At 58.8% G+C, this 20,424-nt stretch carries 19 protein-coding genes; 13 read left to right on the top strand and 6 right to left on the bottom strand.

Annotated features, from left to right (window positions below):
- Positions 1-33: 33 nt before the first annotated feature.
- Positions 34-1,437: a cytochrome P450 gene (locus EI291_RS17100; RefSeq protein ID WP_125422773.1), complete on the bottom strand. Its 1,404-nt coding sequence runs from the start codon at positions 1,435-1,437 to the stop codon at positions 34-36.
- Between the two features lie 175 nt (positions 1,438-1,612).
- On the opposite strand from EI291_RS17100, the gene EI291_RS17095 reads away from it, so the two are divergent.
- A complete protein-coding gene (locus tag EI291_RS17095; RefSeq protein WP_125422770.1) occupies positions 1,613-1,912 on the top strand; it encodes a hypothetical protein in 300 nt (99 codons plus the stop codon).
- 153 nt (positions 1,913-2,065) lie between these two features.
- On the opposite strand, the gene EI291_RS17090 is transcribed toward EI291_RS17095, so the two are convergent.
- Entirely contained in the window at positions 2,066-3,046 is a 981-nt protein-coding gene (locus tag EI291_RS17090; protein WP_125422767.1) for a polyprenyl synthetase family protein, read from the bottom strand.
- A 176-nt stretch (positions 3,047-3,222) separates the two neighbouring features.
- On the opposite strand from EI291_RS17090, the gene EI291_RS17085 reads away from it, so the two are divergent.
- The 3 genes from EI291_RS17085 (at position 3,223) to EI291_RS17075 (ending at position 5,577) form a co-directional block, all read left to right on the top strand.
- Positions 3,223-4,095, top strand: a complete 873-nt coding sequence (locus EI291_RS17085; RefSeq protein WP_125422764.1) for an alpha/beta hydrolase family protein — start codon at positions 3,223-3,225, stop codon at positions 4,093-4,095.
- Between the two features lie 11 nt (positions 4,096-4,106).
- Entirely contained in the window at positions 4,107-4,589 is a 483-nt protein-coding gene (gene folK / locus EI291_RS17080) for a 2-amino-4-hydroxy-6-hydroxymethyldihydropteridine diphosphokinase (RefSeq protein ID WP_125422760.1), read from the top strand.
- Positions 4,590-4,731: 142 nt separating this feature from the next.
- A complete protein-coding gene (locus EI291_RS17075; protein ID WP_125422757.1) occupies positions 4,732-5,577 on the top strand; it encodes a class I SAM-dependent methyltransferase in 846 nt (281 codons plus the stop codon).
- Positions 5,578-5,652: 75 nt separating this feature from the next.
- On the opposite strand, the gene fabD is transcribed toward EI291_RS17075, so the two are convergent.
- The 3 genes from fabD to EI291_RS17060 form a co-directional block, all read right to left on the bottom strand.
- Positions 5,653-6,540 carry an ACP S-malonyltransferase gene (gene fabD / locus EI291_RS17070; RefSeq protein WP_125422754.1) on the bottom strand — a complete coding sequence of 296 codons (888 nt, stop codon included), beginning with the start codon at positions 6,538-6,540 and terminating at the stop codon, positions 5,653-5,655.
- A 125-nt stretch (positions 6,541-6,665) separates the two neighbouring features.
- The gene (locus EI291_RS17065) at positions 6,666-6,995 is read right to left on the bottom strand and encodes a hypothetical protein (protein ID WP_125422751.1); all 330 of its coding nucleotides are present in this window, start codon (positions 6,993-6,995) and stop codon (positions 6,666-6,668) included.
- A gap of 92 nt (positions 6,996-7,087) precedes the next feature.
- Entirely contained in the window at positions 7,088-9,937 is a 2,850-nt protein-coding gene (locus EI291_RS17060; RefSeq protein WP_125422748.1) for a T9SS type B sorting domain-containing protein, read from the bottom strand.
- A gap of 234 nt (positions 9,938-10,171) precedes the next feature.
- Between EI291_RS17060 and EI291_RS17055 the strand changes: the two genes are divergently transcribed.
- The 8 genes from EI291_RS17055 (at position 10,172) to EI291_RS17020 (ending at position 17,806) form a co-directional block, all read left to right on the top strand.
- Positions 10,172-10,846 carry a succinate dehydrogenase cytochrome b subunit gene (locus tag EI291_RS17055; protein ID WP_125422745.1) on the top strand — a complete coding sequence of 225 codons (675 nt, stop codon included), beginning with the start codon at positions 10,172-10,174 and terminating at the stop codon, positions 10,844-10,846.
- A 19-nt stretch (positions 10,847-10,865) separates the two neighbouring features.
- The gene (locus tag EI291_RS17050; protein ID WP_125422743.1) at positions 10,866-12,800 is read left to right on the top strand and encodes a fumarate reductase/succinate dehydrogenase flavoprotein subunit; all 1,935 of its coding nucleotides are present in this window, start codon (positions 10,866-10,868) and stop codon (positions 12,798-12,800) included.
- 126 nt (positions 12,801-12,926) lie between these two features.
- Positions 12,927-13,682 carry a succinate dehydrogenase/fumarate reductase iron-sulfur subunit gene (locus EI291_RS17045; protein WP_125422740.1) on the top strand — a complete coding sequence of 252 codons (756 nt, stop codon included), beginning with the start codon at positions 12,927-12,929 and terminating at the stop codon, positions 13,680-13,682.
- A gap of 161 nt (positions 13,683-13,843) precedes the next feature.
- Entirely contained in the window at positions 13,844-14,371 is a 528-nt protein-coding gene (locus EI291_RS17040) for an NADPH-dependent FMN reductase (RefSeq protein ID WP_125422738.1), read from the top strand.
- 85 nt (positions 14,372-14,456) lie between these two features.
- Positions 14,457-14,834, top strand: a complete 378-nt coding sequence (locus EI291_RS17035) for a hypothetical protein (protein WP_125422736.1) — start codon at positions 14,457-14,459, stop codon at positions 14,832-14,834.
- Positions 14,835-14,949: 115 nt separating this feature from the next.
- Entirely contained in the window at positions 14,950-15,717 is a 768-nt protein-coding gene (locus EI291_RS17030; RefSeq protein ID WP_125422733.1) for an MbnP family protein, read from the top strand.
- A gap of 7 nt (positions 15,718-15,724) precedes the next feature.
- A complete protein-coding gene (locus tag EI291_RS17025; RefSeq protein WP_125422730.1) occupies positions 15,725-16,783 on the top strand; it encodes a cytochrome-c peroxidase in 1,059 nt (352 codons plus the stop codon).
- Positions 16,784-16,801: 18 nt separating this feature from the next.
- The gene (locus EI291_RS17020) at positions 16,802-17,806 is read left to right on the top strand and encodes a transporter (protein ID WP_125422727.1); all 1,005 of its coding nucleotides are present in this window, start codon (positions 16,802-16,804) and stop codon (positions 17,804-17,806) included.
- An 84-nt stretch (positions 17,807-17,890) separates the two neighbouring features.
- Here the strand turns inward: EI291_RS17020 and EI291_RS17015 are convergent, their stop codons facing one another.
- A complete protein-coding gene (locus EI291_RS17015) occupies positions 17,891-19,165 on the bottom strand; it encodes a chloride channel protein (RefSeq protein ID WP_125422724.1) in 1,275 nt (424 codons plus the stop codon).
- A gap of 132 nt (positions 19,166-19,297) precedes the next feature.
- On the opposite strand from EI291_RS17015, the gene EI291_RS17010 reads away from it, so the two are divergent.
- On the top strand, positions 19,298-20,419 hold the full coding sequence (locus tag EI291_RS17010; protein WP_125422721.1) for a cytochrome-c peroxidase: 1,122 nt from the start codon (positions 19,298-19,300) through the stop codon (positions 20,417-20,419).
- Positions 20,420-20,424: the final 5 nt, after the last annotated feature.

Below are 20,424 nucleotides of genomic sequence, written 5' to 3'. Positions count from 1 at the left end.
GCGCCACGGCTTACCAAGACGCGTATCCACTTATCAGACAAGTCGTTGAAATCGTAGCCACACCCCTTGTTGCGGGCGCAGGGTTATCAGCGGCACGGGCACTACCGGCGTGGCAGTAGCTGGCGTAATAGTGAACTGTCGCAGCGTTTCCAGTAGTACTACCTGAATTTCGGTGAGGGCAAAATGGTTGCCGATGCACAGGCGCGGCCCGCCCCCAAAGGGCAGGTACGCATACGCCGGTACAGGCGGCTGGGCACCGGGCGCAAACCGCTCCGGCCGAAACGCATCGGGCTCCGACCACAACGTGGGGTGGCGGTGCAGCCCGTAGAGATACAGCGAAAACAGCGTCCCTTTCGGAATTGGGCGCCCCTGAAACTCGTCGTCTTCCAGCGCTACCCGGTCCAGAATCCAGGCCGGGGGATACAGGCGCATGGTCTCCTGAATTACCTGCATAGCATACGGCAGCCGGGCCAGCTCATCAAACGCAGCTGGTCGGCTGAGCAAGCCGGCCGCCTGAAGTTCCTCCCGCACCTGCGTGGCGGCATCCGGATGCTCGGCCAGCAGGTAAAACAGCCAGCTTAGGGCATTGGCAGAGGTTTCGTGGCCGGCCAGCAGCAGAATATTCGCCTCATCTACCAGCTGCTCTTCCGTCATTGGCTCGCCGGTGTCTTCGTAGCGCGCATCCAGCAGCATCTGCAGCAGGTCGTCGTGCTGGGTGGAGCTGTTACCGGACTGCTGGCGCTGCCGGATATAGCCGCGCACCAGCTCCCGCAGCTCCCGGCTCAGGGCCTCGTGCCGACTGTAGCTACCAATACCCTGCAGCCAGGGCCGCAGGTAGGGCTGCCGGATGGTGCGCACGTAAAAGGCCTGAATCTGCGTCAGTACCTCCGACAGCCGGTCCCGCTCGGCGTCGCTCATGCTGGTGCCAAACGTGGCCTGCGAAATAACCCGGAACGCCACCCGCGTCATGGCTTCGTGGATGTCTACCTCGGCCGGGCCGGCGGCTGCGCGGGTGTGCAGCTCCTGCACCCACTCAGCGGCGGCGGCCTGCATCAGACGGGTAAGGCCGGCCAGGCGCTGCCGGTGAAAGCCCGGCTGAATCAGTCGGCGCTGCCGCAGCCAGTCAGCGCCTTCGTTAGTGAGCAGCCCGCGCCCGATGTAGCGAATCAGGCCGTGGGTGAGGTCGGATTTGAGGTAGCGGCGGTGGTTTTTCTGCAGGATGTGCTGCACCAGGGCCGGGTCGCGGGTGATATAGCACGGCCGGATACCGCCCAGGTGCAGCCCTACCGTGTCGCCGTGGTTTGCATGGGCCCGGTTCAGATTACCGATTGGGTCACGGGCCAGCGCCACGGACGAAAGCAACGTGCGCCAGCGCGGCACCCACGGAAACGGCGGGGCTACCAGCGGCGCAGCAGGAGTAGATAGGGTATCGGGCATCAGGATAATTGAACAGCCAGGTTTCTTTCCGAAGATACGCGGAAACGCCTCGTTGAAGAAGCCCGGCGCAGCGGCCTACCCGCAAACACAACCCCAGCCACCCTTCTCCGCGTACAGCCTGTTAGCCCAACGCGGCCTCCCGATCTTTCTACAACAACCAAACCTTCGGTTTCCTATGTGGATTCAGCAAAAAAACACCCCCGCCCCGCTCGATGAGCTCCAAGGCCGCACTGTGGGCCTCAAATTCGAATGCAATAAGTGTCACACGGAGGTTTTCACCGAGCTGATCGGGGTACCTGCCGCCGACCATCTGGCCAACTCCAAGGACGATGACGGCCAGTTTGAAAAGGAAGAAATCAAGTGTCCCGGCTGCGACATGACCCATGAAATCACTGTCAAAAGCACCTTCGACGGCGTGCAGTTCGACGTGTCAGAGGTAACCCCGAGTAGCGTAGCCTATCAGGTACATGCCTAAAGCACGGAAACAGACGAATTCGCCGGATTCGTTGAACGCCTATCGTTCGAATACTACAAAAAGAGGCTTGTCAGATGACAAGCCTCTTTTCGTTGCGTCCAATGGAAAGGAGTCGTCCACAAAATCCGTGAAATCCGCTCAACATCCGCGTAATCAGTGATTCCGCTCGATGGTGTAGTTGATAAGCTGCTCCAGGGAAGTGCGGGAGGCCGACTCGGGAAAGGTGCGTAGGATTTCCAGCGCCTCGTCGCGGTAGCGCTTCATCACCTGAATGGCGTAGTCCAGCCCACCCGACTGCTTCACGAAGTCGATAACGGCCTGCACCCGGTCTTTGCGGCCGTCGTTGTTTTTTACGTTGTAGATAATGCGGCGCTTGGTGAGCCAGTCGGCCTGCTGCAGGGCATAGATAAGCGGCAGGGTCATCTTCTTCTCCTTGATATCAATGCCCACCGGCTTGCCAATTTCAGCAGTACCGAAGTCGAACAGGTCGTCTTTGATCTGAAAGGCCATACCCACCTTCTCCCCAAACAGGCGGGCGCGCTCCACCGTGTCAGCATCAGCGCCGGCCGAGGCGGCTCCCACGGCGCAGCAGGAAGCAATCAGCGAAGCGGTTTTCTGGCGGATAATCTCGAAGTACACATCCTCGGTAATATCGAGGCGGCGGGCTTTTTCAATTTGCAGCAGCTCCCCTTCGCTCAGCTCCTTCACGGCGTTGCTTACTATTTTGAGCAGCTCGTAGTCGTTGTTTTCGAGGCTCAGGAGCAGGCCTTTGCTGAGCAGATAGTCGCCTACCAGCACGGCAATCTTGTTTTTCCAGAGGGCATTGATACTGAAGAACCCGCGCCGGTAGTTGCTCTCATCTACCACATCATCGTGCACCAGCGTGGCCGTGTGCAGCAGCTCAATGAGGGCCGCGCCCCGGAAGGAGGCTTCCGGCAGCGGGTCGCCGCCGCTGATTTTGGCTGTGAAGAACACAAACATGGGCCGGATCTGCTTACCCTTGCGCTTCACAATATAGCCCATGATTTTATCCAGCAACAGCTGACGGGTTTGCATGGACTGGCGGAATTTCTTCTCGAATTCCTCCATTTCGGCGGCAATGGGAGCCTGTATCTGGTCCAGCGTAACTGTCATGCGGGTAATTTGGGCGCTGCAATGATACGGGGAAACACTGAGATAGTGCGGCCGCAGAATCCGGGAGGTTGTTGTACGAATCCGGTTACTTGCGTAAATACTGCTGTTGCTACACGAAATCCACTGGTTTCCCCTGGTTTTCCTGATTTTTCTACCCAGCACCTACCTTCGCCTTTATGTCTGCTGAGCCCACGTTCGTCGATTTTCTGCTGTCCAGCCCCCACCACAGCCGCCCCTTCGCGGCCGATGCCCGCTTTGTGGCCGATGGCCGTCCGAAGCCAGTAGTGGTATTTGTACACGGCTTCAAGGGCTTCAAAGATTGGGGCCATTTTAATGTGCTGGCTGACTGGTTTGCCCGGCAGGGCTTCGTGCTTGTGAAGCTTAACCTATCGCACAATGGATTGGTGGTAGGCGGCACCGGCGACCTGGAAGACCTGGAAGCCTTTGGCCGCAACAACTTCAGCCTGGAGCTGGATGATATTGGCGTGCTGCTGGACACGTTGTTTTCGGCGGAGCAGACTGCGCTACCTGCCGCGGAAATGGATCTTTCGTGCCTGGCCCTGATAGGCCACAGCCGGGGCGGCGGACTGGTGCTGCTGAAAACCGCCGAAGACCCGCGAGTGAAGGCCGTAGTTACCTGGGCCGCCATCAGCGACGTAAACCCCGGCTGGCCGGAGCCCCTTATGCAGCAATGGCAGCAGCAGGGCGTATTTCACGTCGAAAACAGCCGTACGGGCCAGCAGTTGCCGCTGTATTTTCAGATTGTGGAAGACTACCACAAGAACAGGCTACGACTTGATATCCGGCACGGACTGCGCCGCAAGCTGAAAGGCCGGCCGCTGCTGGTGCTGCACGGCGACCAGGACGAAACCGTACCGCTGGCGCGCGCCCATCAGCTGAAGGAGTGGCAGCCTGCCGCCGAGCTGGTCGTGCTGCCCGGCGTAACGCACAATTTCGGTGGTGCCCACCCCTGGCAGCAGCAACAACTCCCCGCCGAGGCCCAACAGGCCGCCGAGGCGACGGTGGAGTTTCTGCGGCGCGTATTGTAAAGCGAAGCCGTATGCCTACTGCTTACCTCCTGCTCGGCTCCAACCTGGGCAACCGGCTTACAATACTTCAACAAGCCATCCGGAACCTGAATGAAACGGCTGGCATCGTAGCCGCTGTTTCCGGCCTGTATGAAACTGCCGCCTGGGGCCTGGAGGATCAGCCTCCTTTTCTCAACCAGGCAGTGGAACTCCATACTGTATTAGCGCCGGAAGAGCTGCTGCAGGCGTGTCTGGCGGTTGAGCACCTGGCCGGCCGGGAGCGGCTGGTACGCTGGGGGGCCCGCACGCTTGATGTGGATATTCTCCTCTACGACGCCTTGGTGCTGGATACTCCCCACCTGCAGCTGCCGCACCCACGCCTGCCAGAGCGGCGGTTTGCCCTGGTGCCGCTGGCAGATATTGCCGCCGATGTGCAACACCCAGAGCTGGGCCGTTCAGTGGCGCAGCTCCTGGCCGCCTGCCCCGATACACTACCAGTACAACCGATAAAATAGGTATATTAGAATATTCATCATTCGCCGCTGTTGTGCCCGCCGGATACACCTCCGGTGGCCGTAGGCGGACCTGCATCCTCCACCGTTTTACCCCGCACCGCAATGACCCTATAGTACTCTCACCCTCAACTCCTCAAACGCCATGGAAGCACAGCTGGAACAGATCCGGGAACAGCAGAAGGAAACGTGGAATAAGTTTTCGGCCGGCTGGCAGAAGTGGGACGACTTTACGATGGAGTGGCTGCGGCCAATGGGGGAAGAAATTATGCAGGCATTGCACCTGACCAGCTCCGATGTAGTGCTGGATGTGGCGGCCGGCACCGGCGAGCCGGGCCTGAGCATTGCCGCTGTTACCAAGGATGGTAAAGTGGTTATTACTGACCTGGCCGAGAAAATGCTGGATGTAGCCCGCGAAAACGCCGCCCGCAAAGGCATTACCAACTACGAAACCGTAGTGTGCGACGTGTGTGAGCTACCTTTTGATAATGCCACCTTTGACGCCATCAGCTGCCGCTTCGGATTTATGTTTTTCCCGGATATGCTGCTGGCAGCGCAGGAAATGGTGCGGGTGCTGAAACCTGATGGCCGCATAGCCGCCGCCGTATGGAGCGTACCAGCCGAAAATACCTGGGTTACTACCATCATGGGGGCTATTAACCGGCACCTGCAATTGCCTGCTCCGCCAGCCGGCGCGCCTGGCATGTTCCGTTGCGGAGCACCAGGGGCACTGGCTAATCTATTTCAGCAGGCTGGCCTGCGCAACGTAACTGAAAAAGCCGTAACAGGTCAGCTGCAGTGCAATACTGCTGAGAACTATTGGAACTTCATGAATGAAGTGGCCGCTCCCGTGGTGTTTGCTATGAGTAAAGCTGATCAGGATACCCGCGAAGCCATTCGCCAGGAGGTTTTCAGCACAATTGCCCAGCGCTACCCGCGTACACAAGTGGCGCTTGACTACGGAACCATTGTTGTGTCGGGCGAGAAGTAGTCCACTCTCCTGCAACTACCAAAAAGCCCTGCCAACGTACATCGGCAGGGCTTTTCTTACTATAAATAATTACGGCTACACAGCAGCTGAGCTAACGGCAACCTCCGGCGCAATCTTCTTTACGAGGCCCTGCAGCACTTTGCCGGGACCACACTCCACAAACTCCGTGGCACCATCCTGCACCATGCGCTGCACACTCTGGGTCCAGCGAACCGGTGCCGTGAGTTGCCGCACCAGGTTTTCCCGGATTTCGTCGGGGTTGGTGTGGGGGGCGGCGTCCACGTTCTGATACACGGGGCAGATACCGGCCGAGAAAGTGGTTTTGGCAATGGCTTCGGCCAGCGCTGCCTCGGCCGACTGCATCAGGGGTGAGTGGAACGCGCCACCCACGGGCAGCGGCAGGGCCCGCTTGGCACCGGCGGCTTTCAGCTGCTCACACGCCAGCTCAATGCCGCGCTGGGAGCCAGATACAACCAGTTGCCCGGGGCAATTGTAGTTGGCCGCCACTACCACGTTGCCGCCATCCGTAATTTCCTGACAGATGCGGGCGGTGGTGTCATCATCGAGGGCCAGAATGGCGGCCATGGTACCGGGCTGCTCCAGGCAGGCGGCCTGCATAGCCTGGGCACGCTTGGCTACCAGCTGCAGTGCATCTTCAAAGCGCAGCACTTTGGCAGCCACCAGCGCCGAGAACTCGCCGAGCGAATGGCCGGCTACCATGTCGGGCTTCAGTTCGGGCAATACCGCCGCCAACGCCACAGAGTGCAGGAAAATGGCCGGTTGGGTTACGTCGGTGCGGCGCAGGTCTTCTTCGGAACCTGAGAACATGACGTCGGTGAGCGAAAAGCCCAGAATTTCGTTGGCCTGGTCCATTAGCCGTTTGGCCTCCGGATGCTGCTCGTACAGGTCGCGGCCCATACCACTGAACTGACTGCCCTGGCCGGGGAAGATAACTGCTTTCATCGTCGGGGAGTTATGCTGCTGAGCGGTGGGTGGAGCCAAGCCTCAGCAGACTAAAGAGAATGAGAAAATGAAGCTGCAAGCTGCATAAAACCGCTTGAATGCACAACGCAGCCGCAGCTCATAGTCTATTTCACCGGCACGGTGCTGATGCTGCCACTTTGCTTATCTATCTCAATGGCACTCCCATCAGGCATGCGTCCCACGCGGTCAGTGCGCTTTACCAGCACCTGCCAGCGCGGCCCGGCGTCCATTAACCGCATAGTGGGCAACTGGTACACTGCCGAGTCGGGCAGGGAGCGGAAATAGCGGGTTGCCAGCACCGTGGCCTGCTCCTGGGTAATTGCGCCAGCGGTGGTGGCATCGGGCACAGCGGCTGGGGTCTCGGTAGTGGTTGATTGCGGAGTGGTACAGGCTGCTGCCAGCAACAGGACACCGATTGACAGGTAATATTTCATGGAAGGAATGAGTAAGAAGTTCGGGTACAAAAAACGGGCATATCCTGGTAGGATATGCCCGTCTACTTACGAGGCTCAACCAATAACAGCCATTAGTGGTTTATCTGCACCCAGCCTTTGAAGGTGCGTTTAGTACGGTTCAGGTCGCTGAATTCCACATCGGCCTGGTAGAAGTACATACCATCAGCCATTTTGCCACTGCCACCGCCTTCGGAGCCGCTGCTACCCCCGTTCCAGTTGATGAGGGGGTCTTTGTCGCTCTCGTACACCTTCACGCCCCAGCGGTTGAAGATTTTCACGGAAGTACGCTGAATGGGGCTGAACACTTTCGGACGGAACGTGTCGTTTTTGCCGTCACCGTTCGGAGTGAAGATGTTGGGCAGCAGGAACAGCAGGCAGTTATCCTTGCATTCCTTGTTGCTGAGGGCACTTATGGCACCGTTGGCATCCACGGCCTGCACGGCGTAGCAACCCTGCGCCGACGACAAGCCCTGGTGCAGGTAGGTAGTCTGGGAACCGGGCACGCGGGTCAGCTCTACCAGCGGATCCGCATCCGTGGCCGCGTAGAAGATGATATAGGACACAATGTTCTTGCTGCAGTCGGCGGTGGGCAGGTTGCTCAGCGTCCAGCTCAGGTAGTTCGTGTACACCTGCCCACTGAGCGGGGTCACCGGCAAATCGAAGAGGCGGCTGGCCAGACTATCACAATTGGTAGGCTTGAGCGTGAGCACCGGCGTACACGGAATCGACTGCAGATCCACACACTGCTGCTGACTCAGGTTGATGAGGGAGTCAGGCAGAGTGCTGTCGTAAGTACCATTGGTTTTGACGTAGTAACAGTACGTGCGGCCTTTCACCAGCGGGGCAGCCGTAGTACCGGCATCGGTGAACGTGCCGCCCGTAGCGGTGCCGGTTACCTTGGCAATGGGCCGGAAAGTACCGGTAGGCTCCCGGCGGTACACCGTGGTGGGGCGCTTGGTGTTATCCCATGGTACTTTGTACGTCCAGGTTACGCTGATGGTGTTGGCAATGGGGTTCGGCGTACCGGTTATCCGCACGCTGGAGGCCGGGCCAGCCGTTTCCACAGCTTCGGCAGCCCCCACTACGGGCACGTTGTAGAACTCCAGCCGGTACGAGTACGTGTTGGCCACCGTATTCAGGCCACTGTTCACGAAAGTGGTATCATCCAGATTGGTTGTGGTGTATACCTGGGTGAAGTCGGTAGTTGCCGGATTTAGCGAAGGAGCGCGGAATAACCGGTATCCACGCGGCGTGCCGAAGCCGGCCGAAGAGGTAGGCTTGGTCCACCGCACCGTAATCTGACCATTGGCAGCATCAGTACGGTCTACGGTTACGTTGGTCAGACGGGCTGAGCGTCCGGTCAGCGAAACGCAGGCCTCGTTGGAGGCTAGGCTGGCCCCGCCGGCCGGCGCCGCAAACTGCACATAGATGCGGTAGCAATACGTCTTGCCCCGGTCCAGTCCTTTACCGTTGTTGTCATCCAGGAAGGTGCGCGAACCTACGTTCACCGTGCCAACCTGCGTGTAGCCGGCGGCCGCGGGCAAACCCGTTTCGCAGGGGCCGGGGGTAAAGGGGAAGGAGTTTTCGCGCCGGAAAATCAGGATCTGGGCTCCGGCATTCTGGCAGCTGTAGCTGTCCCAGTCCAGCCGGGTAGTGCTGCCCTGCAACGTAGTGCGCAGGTTCTGCGGAGCCGGCCCGATAACCGTTATGCGCCACACCCGCTGGTCGATGAGAGGCGGTTGCCCCGCTACCGGCCGGTCGGTGGCCTTAAACAGCACCTGATGCGGTTCCGAGCGAATATCGTTGCAGGTGGGAGTCCACTGAAACAAGCCCCGGGCCGTGGGCGGACCGGTGGCAGTTTGCGTGAAGGAGGCCGGCCGGGGCAGCATGCCACCGAAAGCCTCCAGCGTAATGGGGTTGTTGTCGGGGTCGGTGGCCGTTACGATGCCGTTGGGTACCGCCGTATTCGCCACCACGCAGATATCGGCCGGTACCACAATAGTAGGCCGGGCATTATTGGTGGCTACTACCGTAACCTGCATATCCCGCACTACCTCTCCAATCAACCGGGCCTTCTCGCCCGGTGTACGACGGTATTCTTTTACTGAAAACGCGAAGTTGTAAACACCAACTACCGCCGGTGCATTCCACACAATCTGGCCGGTGCGGCTATCCTGCTCAAAAATAGCTGGGTCACCGGGGCGGCCCACCGGCGGACCAGCGTAGGCCACCTGCACCGGATTGCCGCCCAGGGCCGCATCGTTCGGGTATCGGAAGCCGGCCACGTCAATAGGCGACGGTGTACAGCCAGCGGGCGTAGGAGCCTGCTGACTGGGCCGCAGGGAGTATACCAAAGAGTCACCATCGGCATCATACGCGGCCGGGTTATGCAGAAACACTTGCCGAATACCCGCCTTATCAATTGCCGGTGCCGTCAGGACCGGGGAAGTATTCTGCAGGAAAGGGTCAATGGTAATGGTTGTGGATATCTGAAACGGCGTATTCACCGAATTGAGCATGTTGATAACACCTTCAACTCGATAATTACTTAGGTATACAACCTTATAAGAACCAGGAGAATTGTACGTATGCTCGAAATAATAGACGTTACGGTATGTATCCGGCGAGATAAGCTGTCGGCTAAAGCGCGGAATAGGATTGGAACCAGTACAGGTATTATCCCCAAAATAGATAGCTGCGGCAGGCTCATCGGCAACACCAGTACCCGCTGCGGAATACAGCACCAACTTGAAGAAAATCCGACGGGGATTACGAGCAGCGGTAGTATCGGTTTTGGCCTGAATGTCGCCGGCTCGTAGGTGGGTGGCGTGGGCGGCCGGCGCAGCGCACAGATACACTACCCATAAAAGCAGCCCAGTCAGCCAAAGCCGAACCGGGCGGTTGTGTAACGAAATAATCATACAATCAGTGGCTTAACAGGCGGGAGGACAGATGACAGGAAGGTCAGTAAAAACCGGGCAGCAACCTAACAAAAAACGCGCTGCCAGGTTATGATGCCAGGGCAATGTACTAACGGAGTTGGCTTCGGATAGATTCACTAGAACGCGGGCAGCTTATTCAGATTGTTTCCTGTTAGGTTGGAGCCTACCTTTGACCGTCACAACCGACCTACCCAAACCCTTCAATAGCTCTCTATGAGTTGGATTTCCAAAACCTTTTCCAGTAGCATCGGCCGCAAAATAATTATGGCCGTTACCGGCTTGTTTCTCTGCTCCTTCCTGGTGGTTCACCTGGTGGGCAACCTGCAGCTGTTCAAGGCCGACAATGGCGTGGCATTCAACGCCTATTCCGAGTTTATGGGCCATAACCCCCTGATTCGCACGCTGGAAATCGTGCTGGTGCTGGGCTTTGGCTTCCATATTTATGAAGGCCTTACGCTGGCGGCCAAAAACCGCGCCGCCCGTGGGGGCCAGGGCTACGTGTCCAACCACATCGAGCAGAACAGCTCCTGGCACTCGCGCAGCATGGCAATGCTGGGCTCTATTGTGCTGTTCTTCCTGATTGTTCACCTCTACAACTTCTTCGGCTCCCTGCGCTTCACCGACGTACCGCGTGATGCCAATGGCAACGAAGATGCGTATGCTCTGGTGCTGGCGGCCTTCAAAAACCCGCTATACGTGACGCTGTATGTAGTGGCCCAGATAGCCCTGCTCTACCACCTGCTACACGGTTTCAGCAGCGCCTTCCAGACGCTGGGCCTGACGCACCGCAAGTATACCCCGGCCATCAAGTTCGTGGGCTATGCTTTCTCGATCATCGTGTGCGCCGCCTTTGCGGCCATGCCGATCTACTTCTACTTCTTCAAATAAGTCCTAAACTCGACTGCCGATGTTTCCGGATTCCAAAATTCCCGAAGGCCCTTTGGCCGAAAAGTGGGATAAGCATAAGTTCAACGTCAAGCTCGTAAACCCCGCCAACAAGCGGAAATACGACGTGATTGTAGTGGGTACCGGTCTGGCTGGTGCTTCGGCGGCGGCTTCGCTGGCCGAGTTGGGCTACAATGTGAAGGCGTTTACCTTCCACGACTCCCCGCGTCGGGCGCACTCCATTGCGGCGCAGGGCGGTATCAATGCCGCTAAAAACTATCAGAACGACGGGGACTCCGTGTTCCGTCTGTTCTACGATACCATCAAAGGGGGTGACTACCGTGCCCGCGAAGCCAACGTGTACCGGCTGGCGCAGGTGTCGGTAAACATCATCGACCAGTGTGTGGCCCAGGGCGTGCCTTTCGCCCGTGAGTACGGCGGACTGCTGGCCAACCGCTCCTTCGGCGGAGCCCAGGTAAGTCGCACGTTCTACGCCCGTGGCCAGACCGGACAGCAGTTGTTGCTGGGTGCCTACTCGGCCCTCTCGCGTCAGGTGGCTTACGGCAAGGTGAAGCTGTACACCCGTTCCGAGATGCTGGACGTGGTAGTAGTGGATGGTCAGGCCCGCGGTATTATCACCCGTAACCTGATTACCGGCGAGATTGAGCAACACGCGGCCCACGCCGTGGTGCTGGCCACTGGCGGCTACGGCAACGTGTTCTACCTGAGCACCAACGCCATGTACTGCAACGTGACGGCCGCCTGGCGCGCCCACAAGCGCGGTGCCTACTTCGCCAACCCCTGTTTCACCCAGATTCACCCCACCTGTATCCCCGTATCGGGCGACTACCAGTCGAAGCTGACGCTGATGTCGGAGTCGCTGCGTAACGACGGCCGCGTGTGGGTTCCCAAAACGGTGGAAACGGCTGAGCGGATTCGCAAAGGCCAGCTGAAAGCTTCGGACGTGCCGGAAGAAGACCGGGACTACTTCCTGGAGCGCAAGTATCCCGCCTTCGGTAACCTCGTGCCCCGCGACGTTGCTTCGCGCAACGCCAAACAGATGTGCGACGAAGGTCGCGGCGTAGGCAGCACTGGCTTGGCCGTGTACCTGGATTTCGCTGATATCATCAAGCGCACGGGTGCTGAGGCGGTAGCCCAGAAGTACGGCAACCTGTTCGACATGTACGCCAAAATCACCGACGAGAATCCGTATCAGGAACCGATGCGCATTTACCCGGCGGTGCACTACACCATGGGCGGCCTGTGGGTTGACTACAACCTGCAAACCACCATCCCTGGCCTCTACGCTACGGGCGAGTGTAACTTCTCCGACCACGGTGCCAACCGCCTCGGCGCTTCGGCCCTGATGCAGGGTCTGGCTGATGGCTACTTCGTAATCCCTTACACCATTGGTGATTATCTGGCCCAGACACCGCCCAAGCCGGTTACTACGGACCACCCGGCCTTCAAGCAGACGGAAGCTGAGGTACGGGCCCGCGTGCAGAAGCTGATGAGCATCAACGGTACCCGTACCCCCGATGACTTCCATAAGCACCTTGGCCACCTGATGTGGGAGTATTGTGGTATGGCCCGCAACGCCGAAGGGCTGCGCTACGCCAAGGCCGAAATTCAGAAGCTGCGCAAGGAGTTCTGGAGCGACCTGAAGCTGACCGGCACCGAGAATGAGCTGAACCAGGCTCTGGAAAAAGCCGGCCGCGTAGCTGACTTCATCGAGTTGGGTGAACTGATGGTGGACGACGCGTTGGACCGCAACGAAAGCTGCGGCGGCCACTTCCGCGAGGAGTTCGCCACCGAAGAAGGCGAAGCCAAGCGCGACGACGAGAACTACGCTTACGTGGCTGCTTGGCAGTACGTGGGCGAAAACCAGCCCGAAATCCTGAACAAGGAGCAGCTAGTGTTCGAAAACGTGAAGCTCACGCAGCGCAGCTATAAGTAGTAGTGAGTATTGGGTACTGGGTAGCAAGCTTCTTCCTGCTCAGTACCCCCATTCTCTCACTACCCAATACTCACTACTCAATACCCTCAACATACAATGGCTGGAAGTAACCCCAATGCCAAACCGATGAACCTGACGCTAAAAGTATGGCGGCAGAAGAATCGTAACACCCAGGGCAGCATCGTCGACTATCAGGTGAAGGATATTTCGCCCGACATGTCGTTCCTGGAGATGCTGGACGTACTCAATGAAGATCTGCTCCGCAAGGGCGAAGAGCCGGTAGCTTTCGACCACGACTGCCGCGAAGGTATCTGTGGCTCGTGCAACCTGTTCATCAACGGCCGGGCCCACGGCCCTGAGTCGGGTACTACCACCTGCCAGCTGCACATGCGCAAGTTCAACGATGGTGACACCATCACCATTGAACCCTGGCGCGCGGCGGCTTTCCCCGTAAACAAGGACCTGAGCGTAGACCGCTCGGCTTTTGACCGGATTATCCAGGCCGGGGGCTACGTATCCATCAACACCGGTGGTACGCCCGATGCCAACGAAATTCCGATTCCGAAGCAGATTGCCGACCGGGCTTTCGAGGCCGCTACCTGCATTGGCTGCGGGGCCTGCGTGGCTTCCTGCAAAAACGCTTCGGCTATGCTGTTCGTATCGGCCAAGGTAAGCCAGCTGGCCTTGTTACCCCAGGGCCACGTGGAGCGCAAAACCCGCGTGGAGAACATGGTAGCCCAGATGGACAAGGAAGGCTTTGGTGCCTGCACCAACATTGGTAGCTGCGCCGCCGAGTGCCCGGTGGGCATTTCGCTGGAGAACATTGCCATCCTGAACCAAGAATTCCTTTTGGCAAAAGCTACTTCCAATAACCTGGCGTAAGGTTTCGGGTTATCCTTACGGATTACCTCAAAAACGCGAAACGGGACTCCGTTTCGCGTTTTTTGTTGGTAGCTCGTCATTCATTTTCATCAAGGAAGCGGCAGCCGACAGTTGTTCTGGCTATTCATATTTCCTTTTTACGATTTAACGGCCTCTCCCGCATGATTACCATTATTGCCGGCACCAACCGACCCAACTCCCGTGCCCGCCGCGTGGCCGACCTATACCTGAATATGCTGACTGAACACGGCGAGGAAGCCCAGATTCTGGATTTGCAGCTACTGCCGTTGGATTTCACTACTTCAGCCCTTTACCACAACACCGGCCAGCACCCCGAATTCAACCAGTTGGTGCAGATGGCAGAGCAGGCCGATAAGCTGGTATTTGTAGTACCCGAGTATAACTGCTCCTTTCCAGGCGTGCTGAAGTCGTTTATTGACGGCCTGCCCTACCCGGGCGGCATCCGCGGTAAGAAGGCTGCGTTGGTGGGCCTCAGTACCGGTACCCAGGGCGGCGTGCTGGCCCTCAACCACCTCACCGACGTGCTGATGTATCTGGGTACGGCGGTGCTGCCCCAGCGCGTGCGCCTGCCCTTCATCGATAAGCATTTAGCCGAAGACGGCACCCTCTCCGACCCGCTGTATCAGCAGCTGTTACTGGAGCAGACAGAGCAGCTGGTGCGATTCTAGGCCGCAATTTTCGACGTTTTTTGGCTGGTTACTGGCATTCCTGACCTAACTTGCGGCCGCATTGCTGCGCTGTTGGCTTGTTGGTATGACCCGCGTTTTCGCCTGTTTCCTGTGTATCCTGGTGGTGCTCCAGACGTTTAGTCGGGAGTTGCTGGTATTGGATTACCAGGCCCGCAAGGCGGAGATTACGCAGCTGTTCTGCGTGAACAAGGACAAGCCCCGGCTGAAGTGCAACGGCAAATGTCACCTGAGCAAACAGCTTCGTAAAGCCGCCGATGCCGACAGCAAAACTCCGGCCGGTGGCTTTGCCAAAGTGAAGTACGAGGTGCTGGCTCCCCAGCCCCACTTTGTGCCACGGCCAGCGTTGGCGGTTTTTGCCCCGGTGCGGCAGTTTGCACCTCGCGTAGCCAGCTGCTACGCCTTTTCGCCGGTATTCGGCGTGTTTCATCCCCCCGCAGCTTAGCTGATTTCTGGAAGCGCCCCGCCCCGCAAAGGCCAGGGTTTGCCGCAGGTGCTCTGCTTGTCAGAGCTACCGCAGCGGCTGTATTCTCCATTCTTCAGTTTTTGGCTTTTCTACGATGAAATTTCGCTCGTTTACTTTCCTGATTATTGCCTCCTTCACCACCCTGTTCAGCGCCTGTAAGGATGATGCGGACGTTACTACCCCGGCCGCCGGTACGCTGGATATTGAGGTAGATCACTTGGTGGGCAGCACGCCTTTGACGCTCAACACCGGCACGTACACCACGCCGCTGGGCCAGCAGTTCACGGTGTCCACGTTCAATTATTACCTCTCCAACATCAAGCTCAAAAAGGCCGATGGCACCGAGTACGCCGAGCCGGAAAGCTACCATCTGGTGAAGGAATCGGATGCCAAAACCAAGATGTTCACGCTGACGGACGTACCGGCCGGCGACTACACCAGCCTCACATTTACCCTTGGTGTTGACAGCACCCGGAACGTATCCGGGGCCCAGACTGGCGCGCTGGATCCGACCAACGGCATGTTCTGGACCTGGAATTCGGGCTACATCTACACCAAAATGGAAGGCTCGTCGCCGCAGGCTGGCGGTAACAAGCAGCTGGTATTCCACATTGGAGGCTTCAAGAAGCCGAATAACACTATTCGCACGGTATCACCGAGCCTGAACGGGGCCACCATCCAGATTCGCAAGGACCGCACACCGGCCGTGCACCTGCAGGCTGATGTGCTGAAGATGTTCACCGGTCCTAATCCGGTTGACTTCTCCACCCTGTCCAACACGATGGGTGGCAGCAACTCGGTGAAAGTAGCCGATAACCAAGCCGCCGGTATGTTCCGCGTCGACCACGTGCACGCTAACTAGCGCCGCCATGCTTCGCGCTGTAGTAGTCCGGCTGGCCCTTGTTGGGCTGGCCGGACTGGGGCTGGTTGCCTGCGCCTCCGAGGCGGAGGTTGCACCAGCCTGGGACGTGCCCGGCACCACGGTGCCGGGCAATTTTCCGGCTCCCGTGTATGCCACCAGCCAGAATCCGCCCACTCGCGAGGCGTTTGAGCTGGGCCGCACTTTGTTCTACGACCCGCGCCTTTCGCGCACCGGGGATATTTCCTGCGGTAGCTGCCACCAGCAGTTCGTGGCGTTTGCGCACCAGGACCACCGCGTGAGCCACGGCGTGGATAATCTGCTGGGTACCCGCAACGCGCCGGCCCTGCAGAACCTGCGGTGGCGCAGCGAGTTTCTGTGGGATGGCGGGGCGAAAAACCTCGAAACCATGCCCCTGGCACCCATCACCAACCCGGTGGAAATGGATGAGTCGCTGGAAAATATCCTGCGTAAGCTCAACGCCGACGCCCGCTACCCCCAGCAGTTTGCCCGGGTGTACGGGCCTGGTCCCATCACCTCGCAGCAGTTTCTGAAGGCGTTGGTACAGTTCACGGCGGCCCTCACCAGCAGCAACTCCCGCTACGATAAGTACGCCCGCCACGAAACGGGCGGGGAGTTGTCGGCTACTGAGCTGCGGGGCCTAACGGTGCTGCGCCAAAAGTGCGGCTCCTGTCACGCCGGCGAGCTGTTCACGGATGAAACCTACCGTAACAATGGGTTGGACCGCACCTTTGCGGCCGACTCCGGAAGGGCACACATTACGGGCCGGCCCCAGGATGTGGGCCGCTTTAAGGTGCCCAGCCTGCGCAACGTGGCCCTTACCCCGCCCTACATGCACGACGGCCGTTTCCGGACGCTACGGGAGGTGCTGGACCACTACAGCGGTGGCATGGTGGAATCGGGCACGCTGGATCAGCAGTTCCGGCGCACGGGCACCTCGCCCGGCATCAGCCTTACCGACGACGAGAAAACAGATTTGCTGGCCTTCCTGCAAACCCTCACCGACACCGAATTTATTCAGGACCAGCGGCTGGCCGAGCACCGCTAGCCGCAGTCCTGCCTTTGTATGAACAGAAAATTTCTGACGCTGCTGCTGCCGGCACTTGTGCTGGCAACGATGGCCCGCGCCTGCGACATTTGCGGGTGCTTCATGGGCATCACGCCCTACGATAACCAAAGCGGATTCTCGCTGATGCACCGGTACCGGGTGTTTAACGGGTACCAGAGCTACGGCCAGCACCCGCAGTTTTTCCCGGTGGGGGCCCGGCCGGTTGTTTCCCGTCCGCTCAACCACGTGGATGAGGACTTCCGGCACTCGCATAAGGGTGACCCGAACGATTATGAAATTTACCGGGTAGTGGAGCTGCGGGGCAAATACTTCCTGAGCAAGCGCCTGGAGCTGAATGCGTTTGTACCCTACGTGATGAACTCGGCGCGGGCTAATGGGGCCACCCTGAACCTGGCCGGAATGGGCGACGTGACGGTTTTTGCCGGCTACCACCTTATCCGGGCCATTGAAACGGCCGGGGTGCAAAGCCGCCTGATTGTGGGTGGCGGGGCCAAGCTGCCCACCGGCAGCTACCAGCGGCGCAATGCCCTGGGCCGCCGCTACCCTACCCTCAACCAGCCCGGCACTGGCACCACCGATGGGTTTGTGTACGCCAACTACATCGGCAGCTTTCATAACGTGGGCCTGAGCCTGAACAGCAGCTACCGTCGGGCCACCCGCAACTCTGTGCAGGAAGGTCTGGCCCCCAGCGCCACTACGTTTGCCAATCTATTTTACCGCGTAGCGTTGGGCAGCGGCAACCAGTGGCAGCTATACCCTTCGGCCCAGTTCTTTTATGAGAAAACTCAGGGCGAAACCTTTGAGGGCAAACTCACCGGGGAACACGCCATGAACAACGCCCTGCTGGGCCCCGGACTGGATGTATATTATAAGAATTTCTCCCTCAACACCAGCTTCCAGCTGCCCGTGTACACTGCCGTCACCGACCACCCCGCCAGTGCGGGCCGCATGGTGGTATCGGTAGGCTACAGCTTTAAGCAGAGCAAGTATTTGCTGAAATGACAGGTAATGAGATGACAGGTAAAATACTCCCTCATCGTTTCAGCAGGCGAGTATTTTATCTGTCTCCTCGTCACCTCGCACACCTTACAGCTCCCGCAGGCGTTTGCCCTGCTGCCGGAGCCAGCGGCGGTGTTTGGGCTCACCAATACTTTGCGCGCTATAAATTCCCTGGTGGCCCGAAAACAGGTAGCTGACCACACAGGCCAGCGCGGCATAGGGTCCGCATTCGGCCCCGAACAGCTCCACGGCCATCAGCGTGCAGGCCAACGGCGTATTGGCGGCCCCGGCAAATACCGCCACAAACCCCATTCCGGCCAATAGCGGCAACGGCAGCGGCACCAGCAACCCCAGCGCATTACCCAGTGTGGCCCCCACAAAAAACAAGGGAGTCACCTCGCCGCCCTTGAAGCCGGCTCCCAGCGTCAGGGCCGTCAGGAGCAGTTTGAGGGCAAAGGCATACGGGGGTAACGGCTGCTGAAAAGAAGCCACGATGGTAGGAACGCCCAGCCCGATGTAGTCGGTAGTACCCAACAGCCACACCAGCACTGCCACTACTGCGCCACCTACCACCGGACGTAAAGGCGGCCAGGTTATCCGGCGCTTGTACATTTGGCTGACGGTATGCGTAGCTCCGGCAAACAACCGTCCGGCTAACCCGAACACAATACCCACTCCCGCCGCCAGCAGTAGGTTTCCGGCCGATAAGCCGGGGCTGGCCAATACCGGGTAGTGCGTATGGCCGACTCCCCAGGCGCGCGTCACCAAATCGGCCCCGGTGGCAGCCAGAAACGCCGGCAGAATAGCATTGTAGCGCAGCCGACCCAAGAAAAATACTTCCAAGCCAAATACGGCCCCGGCCAGAGGGGTGCCAAACACGGAGGCAAAACCGGCACTGATGCCCGCAATCAGCAAAACCGGCCGGTCACGGTGGCGTAGCCGCAGCCAGTGCGTGAGCTGATCGGCCAGCGCGCCCCCCATTTGCACGGCCGTTCCTTCCCGACCCGCCGAACCACCGAACAGGTGGGTGAGCAGTGTACCCAGCAACACCAGCGGAGCCATACGGAGCGGAATTACCGCCTGAGGCCGATGGATTTCGTCGAGCAGAAGGTTGTTACCGGCCTCCACGCTCCGGCCCAGGTAATGGTACAGCAACCCCACCAGCAAGCCCCCCAGCGGCAGCAGCGCCAGTATCCAGCGGTGAGCCTCCCGCCAGTTAGTTATCCAGTCCAGCGCCACCAAAAACCCCGCTGAAGCGGTGCCGGCCAGTACGGCAATACAGGCCGCCAGCACCAGCCAGCGGCCCAGGTACAGCAGGAGCAGCCGGTATTCGCGAACTATGGCGTAAAAGCGTTTTTTCATGAAATAGCACCACCACTCGGGCAACTAAAAGTACGGCCTAGGCTACAATCTAGAGTATCCGGAATTATCCGGCCGCTCTTCGGGGTTCACCTAAAAACCTCTATATTGAATCGGCTCATTCTGAAGCTCCTTATGTCGCAGCTGTTTACACGTTTCTGTGCCGTTTTTCTGTTCGTCGCTGTGGTCCTGGGTGTAGCGGGCTGTGGCGGTAAAGAAGAGGAGAAACAGGCGCCTTACGTTACCACCCCGTATCCGCTCACGCTGCCCGCCAGCCTGCCGCAGAATGCCAGTGTGCCGGCCGAGAACCCGCTGACAGTAGAAGGTGTGGAACTGGGCCGGAAGCTGTTTTACGAGGTGAAGCTCTCCGGCAATGGTACGCAGTCGTGCGCCAGCTGCCACCAGCAGAGCAGGGCCTTTACGGATGGACAGTTACGGGCCATTGGTGCCGAGGGACAAACCCACCGGCGCAATACCATGTCGTTGGTGAATCTGCTGTGGGAGAAAAACCTGGCCTGGGACGGAGCCGCCACCAGCCTCGAGCAGCAGGCCCGTACGCCCATCGAAAACCCCGTGGAAATGCACCAGCTGCTGGCCGATGGAGTCCGGAAGCTGCAGCAGACCACTTTGTATCCGCCTCTGTTTCAGAAGGCGTTTGGCAGCACCACCATCACCGAGGATAACGTGCTGAAGGCATTAGCCCAATTTGAGCGCACCCTCATTTCGGCCAATTCCCGCTACGACCGGTACTTGCGTAAGGAAATTTCGCTGACTCCCACGGAGCGGGCCGGCGCAGCACTGTTCAATAACCATCCGGGCGAAGTGAGTGGGCTGTTCATTCGGGGCGGTGCCTGTCATCATTGCCATATCAGCGAGAATGGCCTGTTCAGCTCTCCCGACTTCTTCAACAATGGCCTCGACGCCTCGTTTACGGACCCCGGCCGGAGCGGCATCACCAACCAGGCCAGTGACCGGGGCAAGTTTAAAGCGCCCAGTCTGCGGAATATTGCCCAGACGGCCCCCTACATGCACGACGGCCGATTCCAAACGTTGGAACAGGTGCTCGACCATTATAATGAGCACATTCAGGTCACCAGCCCCGGCGTCGACCCCAATGTGCTGCTTTCCAACACGCCCAACGGCACCCGGCTCGACCTTACCGCGCAGGAAAAAACTCAGCTTGTTGCGTTCCTGAAAACCCTCACGGATTCCACTTTCCTCACCGACAAGCGGTTTTCGGACCCGTTTAAGCAATAGCCCCC

It is taken from the genome of Hymenobacter rigui, assembly GCF_003944715.1.
Classification (GTDB): domain Bacteria; phylum Bacteroidota; class Bacteroidia; order Cytophagales; family Hymenobacteraceae; genus Hymenobacter; species Hymenobacter rigui.
The sequence above is the reverse complement of the archived record's forward strand: the minus strand, read 5'-3'. Positions and strand labels throughout refer to the sequence as shown.